The sequence below is a fragment of the Streptomyces sp. NPDC001027 genome (assembly GCF_040299045.1).
In the GTDB taxonomy this organism is placed as follows: domain Bacteria; phylum Actinomycetota; class Actinomycetes; order Streptomycetales; family Streptomycetaceae; genus Streptomyces.
In genome coordinates, this window is record NZ_JBEPBI010000313.1 from 1 (window position 1) to 7,419 (window position 7,419).

Genomic DNA, 7,419 nt, shown 5'->3' on the forward strand with positions numbered 1-7,419 from the left:
GCTGCGGATCCATCGCCAGCGCCTCACGCGGCGATATCCCGAAGAACGCCTCGTCGAACCGCCCGGCGTCGTCGAGGAACGCGCCCTGCCGGGCGGACGACTTCCCACCGCCGCTGCCCTCGTCGCCCAGGAGCCGGTCCAGGTTCCAGCCCCGGTCGTCGGGAAGCGGACCGACCGCGTCGGTCTCCGCCACGAGCAGGTCCCACAGCTCGCTGGGCGTCCGGGCACCGCCGGGCAGACGGCAGCCCATCGCCACGATGGCGATGGGTTCGTCCGACTGCTCCGTCACAGCCGTCTCCTCCGCGTCCTCCGCGCTCTCGGCGCCGGGGCCGCCCTCCCCCAGGCCGTCGAGGTACCGCGCGAGGGCTTGCGGGGTCGGGTAGTCGTAGGCCACCGCGGCTGAGAGACGGTGACCGGAGGCGGTCGACAGCCGGTCGCGGAGGGTCACGGCGGACAGGGAGGTGAAACCGAGTTCGTGCAGAGGGCGGTCGGCGGCCACCTCTTCGACGGGCAGGCCGAGGACGTCCGCCGCCACGGAGCGCACCAGGCCGAGGAGCCCGTGCCGCGACGTCGGGAGGACGGAGCCGGCGGACTCCGGGGACACGGCGCGCGCTGTTCCGGTCGGTCCCTCGGCGGCAAGGTCGGGGCGGACGCTCACCGACGGATTGACGACGAGCAGCGTCGCGGGCAGCTCGGCCAGCTGCCGGCGGGCGGTCTTCCCCGTCGCTGTACGCGGGATGTCGTCGATGACGTGGAACTCGTCGGGCACCTTGAAGTAGGAGAGCTCCCGGCGGCAGGTTTCCAGGAGCTCCCGGGCATCGATGCCCTCGGGGCCTTCCGGACCCGGCACCAGGTAGGCGACGGGTACCTCGCCCAGTACGGTGTGCGGCTTGCCCGCCACCGCGGCCTCGGCCACGCCGGGCACCCCGGCCAGGACGTGCTCCACCTCCGCGGGGTGGATGTTCTCGCCGCCGCGGACGATGAGCTCCTTGACGCGGCCGGTGATGGTGAGATTCCCGGCGGGATCCTGCCGGCCGAGGTCGCCGGTGCGGTACCAGCCGTCCACGAGCACGGCCCGGGTCGCTTCCGGGGCGTTGTGATATCCGGTCATGGTGGCCGGGCTGTGCACCCAGATCTCGCCCTCCTGACCGGCAGTCACCTCCTCGCCGGTCTGCGCGTCCGTCAGACGCAGCGTCAGGCCGGGCAGCGGGGCGCCGGCGGCGCCGAGGACGCGTGGTCCGGTGAGTGCCTGTGTGGTGATGGCGCCGCCGGTCTCGCTGCTGCCGTAGCTGTCCAGGAGGCGGATGCCGAAGGTGTCCTCGAAGGCTTCGTGCAGCTCGGTCGGGCAGGCCGAGCCGGCCGCCATGCACACGCGCAGCTGCGGCAGTTCGAGGCCGCGCTCGCGCGCGATGTCCACCATGCGGTGGTACGTGGTGGGAGAGCCGACCAGGAAGGTGGCCTGCTCGCTGCGGACGGTCTCCATGATCTCGTCCGGGGCCGAGCCCTCCAGGATGTGGGCGAACGCCCCGACGGCCAGCGTGGCGAGCACGCCGATGTTGTGCGAGGCGGCGTGGTACAGCGGCATCGGCCACACCAGGCGGTCGTCCGCGGACAGGCCGAGGATCGGCTGGGTGCATGCGGCCGTGGCCCAGAGGGACTTGCGCTGGGTCGTCACCACGCCCTTGGGGCGTCCGGTCGTGCCGGAGGTGTACAGGATCCAGGCCGTCTCGTCCAGCTCCAGGTCGTCCCGCGGGTCGGCGGGCGGCGGAGTGACGGCGAGGTGCTCGAAGTCGGCGGCGCCCGCCACCGGCTCGGCGGCGCCGACGACGATCAGACGGCAGTCCAGCCCACTGCTCCGGCTGGTCCTCAGCAGCTGGGGTATCTGCGCAGCGCCGCTGATCACCGTGCGGGCGCCGCTGTCGAGGAGATGGTGGGCGAGCTCGGAGTCGGAGGAGCGTGGGTCGACCGGCACGCCGACGGCTCCCGCGCGCGTGACGGCGAGATAACTCTCCACCATCTCGACCCGGTTGCCCATGCGCAGCAGCACACGGTCACCGCGTCCGACCCCGAGTGCGGCGAGGTGCCCTGCCAGGTACCGGGTGCGCCGCTCCAGAGCACCGTAGGTGACGGACCGCCGGGAGTCCTGGAAAACCCGCTCGTCCGCTCGCTGCAGTGCGTGGTGCGTCAGGATCTCGTGCAGCGGGCGGACAAGTGCGACGGAGGGTTCTTCAGTCACAGCTCGGCTTCCAATCACAGGGGAGGATGGACGGACTCTGACAATCCGGGGCCGCCATCCCCCAGGCGCCGTCGGGCACGAGGAGCGGCAGAGATCGGTCCCGATCTTTGCCAAGCAGTATGTCGAGGGCGGCACTAGGTCTTTCTCTAAACCCGGCCCGGCGATGGGCAGGCAGCAGGCACGCAGCAGGCACGCAGGCAAGGCCATGGGCCCTGCCCCCGTCGAGGGGCAGGGCCGTCGGTGTCGGGCGGGCGGTCAGGCGCCTCGGGCGGTGAGCCAGTCGTCGGTGGCCCCGGCGGTGGAGCGGGCGTGGTCCTCCATCATCGTGAAGTGGTTGCCGGGGACGTCGAGGACGGTCTGGGCCCGGTCCCAGGACGTCTGCCACTCCTCGGGCCGCATCTCCTCACCGGGGGCCGCAGGCACCGGGGGCTCGCTGGAGCGCACCAGCAGCACGGGGCACTCCAGGGGGCCCGGCTCCCATTCCCCGATCATCGCGACATACCAGCTCATCGCCGTGAGCCGGGCCGAGTCCATGTGCGCGAACATCGACTCCCGTTCGAACATGCCGCTGAGCATCTGCTGGGAGAAACGCAGGAACGGCGAGTCGGCCCGTGGCATATAGGTGTCCAGCAGGACGACGGCGGCCGGCGGGGCGCCGCGCTCCTGCATCCGCCGGGCGGCGGAGAGCGCGAGGACCCCACCGGACGACGAGCCCAGGAGGACCGGCCGGACGTCCCCGACGGTTCGCCGTACGGCGTCGGCGTGCAGGTCGGCCACCGCGTCGAAGGTCGCCGGCAGCGCCTCACCCGTGCCGAAGCCCTGGGTGGGCAGCGCCCAGACGTCGCGCCGGCCGCGGAACGGCGACGCGAACCGGGCGTACTGGTGGACGCCGGCGAGGGCCACATACGAGCTGAAGCACACCAGCGGCGCCGCGGCGCCGCCCGCCGAGAGCCGGATCGCCCCGGGCAGACCGGGGAGTTCGTCGGGCGAGGTGAAGGTGGGACGCAGTTCCGCCGCCGCTTGGAGCAGGGTGAAGCCGTCGTCGACACGGTCGTCGAGACAGGCCTGCTTGAACAGGCCCCCGAGGGTGTCCTCGGGACGGATGTCCGACGCGGCCCCGGCGGTCTCCTTCGGGCCGGTCTCCTGAGCGGCCCGCTCGGCGAGCCGGCCGTGCAGATGGGCGGCGAGGGCCTCCGGCGTGGCGTGGTCGAACAGCAGGGTCGGCGCCAGCTTCAGGCCGGTGGCGGTGGCGAGGTGGTTGCGGAGTTCGACCACCGTGAGGGAGTCGAAGCCCTGTTCGGTGAAGAGCCGGTCGGGCTCCACCTCGTCCACGCCCGCGTGCCCCAGCACGGTGGCGGCGAGGTCGCGCACCAGACCGAGCAGCACGGTGCGGCCCTCGTCGGGGGAGCGTCCGGCCAGGAGGGACGGGCCGGCCGGCTCGGCCGGACCGGACGCGCTCCTGCGTCGCGCCGCCGCGCCGCCGGGCCGCAGCATCGAACGGACCCCGGCCCGGCCCGACGAGGTGGCGACGGCGATCACCGCGGGATCGGCCGTGGTGAGGGCGTCGTCGAGTAGAGCGAGGGCGTCCTCGGTGGCCAGGGGACGCAGACCGCCGCGGCTCAGCCGGCCCCGGTCGGTTCGGGACAGACGGGCGGTGATGCCGCTGTCGTCGCTCCACAGCCCCCAGGCGACGGACGCCGCGGGGCGTCCGAGTGAGTGCCTGAGAGCGGCGAGGCCGTCGAGGAAGGCGTTCGCCGCCGCGTAGTTGGCCTGGCCGGGGGCGCCGAAGGCGCCCGCCGCCGAGGAGAACAGCACGAACGCGGCCGGACGGTGGTCCGCCATGGCCCGGTGCAGGTTCCAGGCGCCGTCCGCCTTCGGGCGCAGCACCGTGTCGAAGCGCGTCCCGTCGAGCGCGGTCAGGACGGCGTCGTCGGTGACACCGGCCGCGTGGATCACCCCGGTCAGCGGGGCGTCCGCGGGCACGTGGGTCAACAGCCGCTCGACATCGGACAGCCGGGCGACGTCGCAGGCCTCCAGCCGTACTCGGGCGCCCAGCTCCGTCAGCTCGGACACCAGAGCGTCCGCGCCGTCCGCGGCGGGGCCGCGGCGTCCGGCGAGCAGCAGCGAACGCACACCGTGCCGGGTGACGAGGTGGCGGGCGACGGCCCGGCCGAGGGCGCCGGTGGCGCCGGTGACGAGGACGGTGCCCGCGGCGAGGTCGGGTGCGACGCCGGGGGCGGCGGGCACGGCGTCGGAGTGCAGGACCCGTCCGTCGCGGATCGCGCTGTGCGGGCGACCGGAGGCGATCGCTCCGAGCAGTGCGGCCCCGTCGCCGGCCTCGGCCCCGCCGGGCAGGTCCACCAACTGGAACCGGCCGGGGTGTTCGGTCTGTCCGGCGCGGACCAGCCCCCACAGGGCGGCAGCGGTCACGTCCGGCAGGGCCGTGCCTTCGGATGCGTCGTCCCGGCCCGCCGTCACCGCGCGGCGGGTGACGAACACGAGCCGGGCGTCGGTGTACCGCTCGTCGGCGAGCCAGCCGCTCATCACCTCGTGGGTGCGGGACAGCCGGCCCCGCAACGCCTCGGGCACGGCGTGATCGCCGACGTGGCACGTCTCCGGTGCGACGACGACCACGTCGGGCATCGTCATGCCGGTGTCGAGGGCCTTGGCGAGCGACTCGAGGTCGGCATAGGTCTCCACGTGGACGCCGGTCGCGTCGAGGGAGGCCACCACCCGGTCGTCGCCCTCGCCGAGGACGATCCAGCGCACCGTGCGCGGAGCGGGCGGGTCGGGGACGGGAAGCGTCTCCTGCCAGTCCAGGCGCAGCAGTTCGGGTCGGGCCGTCCCGGCGGCCGGGGCGGCGGACACCTCGCGCAGGGTGATCGCGTCGGCGGTGGCGACAGCCCGGCCGGTGGTGTCGGTGACCAGGACCCGGTAGCCGTGGTCGTGGCCGGCGGGGGTCAGGCGCACCCTCAGCGCGGTCGCTCCGGCAGCGTGCAGGGTCAGCCCGGTCCACGCGAACGGCAGCATCGGCGCCGTGTCCTCGTCGTCGCCCCGCAGCCCGGGACGTCTGACCAGCAGAGCCTGGACGGCCGCGTCGAACAGAGCGGGATGCAGGGCGTGCCGGGAGGCGTCCTCCCGGCAGTGTTCCGGCAACGCGACCTCGGCGTACACCTCCTCGCCGCGCTCCCACACGCGGCCCAGGCCGCGGAAGCTCGGACCGTAGGCGAAGCCCGCGGCGGCGAAGGCCGCGTAGGGGTCCTCGTCGGAGACGACCAGGGCTCCGGGCGGAGGCCAGGCGGTGAGGCCGTCGGTCGGCACGGACCCCGTCTGCGGGGCGAGGACGCCCTGGGCGTGCCGTTGCCATTCCCCCTCGCCCGCCGAGAGCCGCGACCACACGGCGACGGCACGACGGCCCTGCTCGTCGGCGGCGTCCACGGTGACCTGGAGGTGGACGGCGCCCTCGGCGGGCACGACGAGCGGGCTGAGCAGGGTGAGCTCGCTCAGGTGGCCGCAGCCGGTGCGGTCGCCCACGTGCACGACGAGGTCGAGGTAGCCGGTGGCGGGCAGGATGACCTGCCCGAGGACGGCGTGGTCGGCGAGCCAGGGGTGGCTGCGCAGTGACAGCCGCCCGGTGAACAGCAGCTCGTCCGAGCCCGCGCGGGCTACCTCGGCCGACAGGAACGGGTGGTCGGCGGGATGCAGTCCGGCGGCGTCGGGGTCGCCCGCCGAGGCCGCGGTCGGCAGCCAGAACCGCTGCCGCTGGAAGGCGTAGGTGGGCAACGGCACGGCGCGGGCGCCGGGGAGGATCGCCGTCCAGTCGGGCTCGGCGCCGTATGCGAACAGGGCGCCCACGGCGCGGAGCAGACCCCCGGTCTCGGGCTCGTCCCGCAGGACGGCTGCCGTGAACACGGTGTCGGCCGTGTCGGACTCCGTCTCGGCGAGCGCCGTCTCGGCGAGCGCGGTGAGCGAACCGTTCGGCCCGACCTCCAGGAAGCGGCGGACGCCGAGGCCGTGCAACCGGGTGACGCAGTCGTGGAAGCGGACCGGCTCGCGGAGGTGTCGCACCCAGTGCTCGGGGTCGGTGAGCAGACCGACGGGAGCCGGTTCGCCGGTGCGCGCGGAGACGACGGACAAGGTCGGCTCGTCGTAGGCGATGCCGGCGACGACGGCCCGGAAGTCGTCGAGTGCGGGATCCATCAGCGGGGAGTGGAAGGCATGGCTGACCCGCAGCCGCGTCGTGCGCCGTCCGGCCGCCTCGAAATGCTCGCAGATCCGGGCGACCGCCTCCGCCGTGCCGGAGACGACGGTCGCGGAGGGCCCGTTGAGGGCGGCGATGCCGACTTCGCGTTCGCGTCCGGACAGCAGCGGCGTCACCTCCTGCTCGGTGGCCCGGATCGACGCCATCGCGCCGCCGGAGGGAAGCGCCTGCATGAGCCGGCCGCGGGCGGCGACCAGGGCGCAGGCGTCGTCGAGGGAGAACACTCCGGCGACGTGGGCGGCGGCGATCTCGCCGACGGAGTGGCCGGCGACGTGGTCCGGGCGCACGCCCCACGACTCCAGCAGGCGGTACAGGGCCACTTCGAAGGCGAACAGGGCGGGCTGTGCGTGCTCGGTGCGGTTCAGGAGTTCGGCGTCGTCTCCCAGGACCACCGCCCGCAGTCCGGGAACGCGTTCGCACACGGCGTCGAAGGCCTGGGCGAACACCGGGTGGGCGGCGTGCAGTTCGCGGCCCATGCCGGGCCGCTGGGAGCCCTGGCCGGTGAACAGGAAGGCGGTACGGCCGCCTGCGCGTGCGGCGCCGGTGACCGTGCCGGGCAGCGGCGTCCCCTCGACCAGCGCTCGCAGCCGGGCCGCGAGACCGTCGTGGTCGTCGCCGACGAGGACGGCCCGGTGGGCGAACGGCGTCCGGGTGGTCGCCAGCGCCAACGCGACGTCGGCGACGGCGACTTCGGGGTGTGCGCTCACGTGGTCGAGCAGACGGGCGGCCTGGTCGCGCAGGGCGTCCCGGCTACGACCGGTGACGATCCAGGGGACCGGCGCCGGTGCCTGTGCCTGAGTCCGCGAGGGGACGGCGTGCAGATCGTGGGTGTGCGGTTGGTCGGTGTGCGGTTCGTCGGTGACGTCCTCCAGGATGACGTGCGCGTTGGTGCCGCTGATCCCGAACGACGACACACCCGCAC

General features: G+C 74.1%; 2 protein-coding genes. Both read right to left on the reverse strand.

Translation table 11 applies throughout. The features are described 5' to 3' along the window. A partial coding sequence (locus tag ABT300_RS39060; RefSeq protein WP_351686438.1) for an AMP-binding protein occupies window positions 1-2,236 on the reverse strand: 2,236 nt, incomplete at its 3' end. Window positions 2,237-2,491: 255 nt separating this feature from the next. Further along, a partial coding sequence (locus ABT300_RS39065; protein ID WP_351686440.1) for an SDR family NAD(P)-dependent oxidoreductase occupies window positions 2,492-7,419 on the reverse strand: 4,928 nt, incomplete at its 5' end.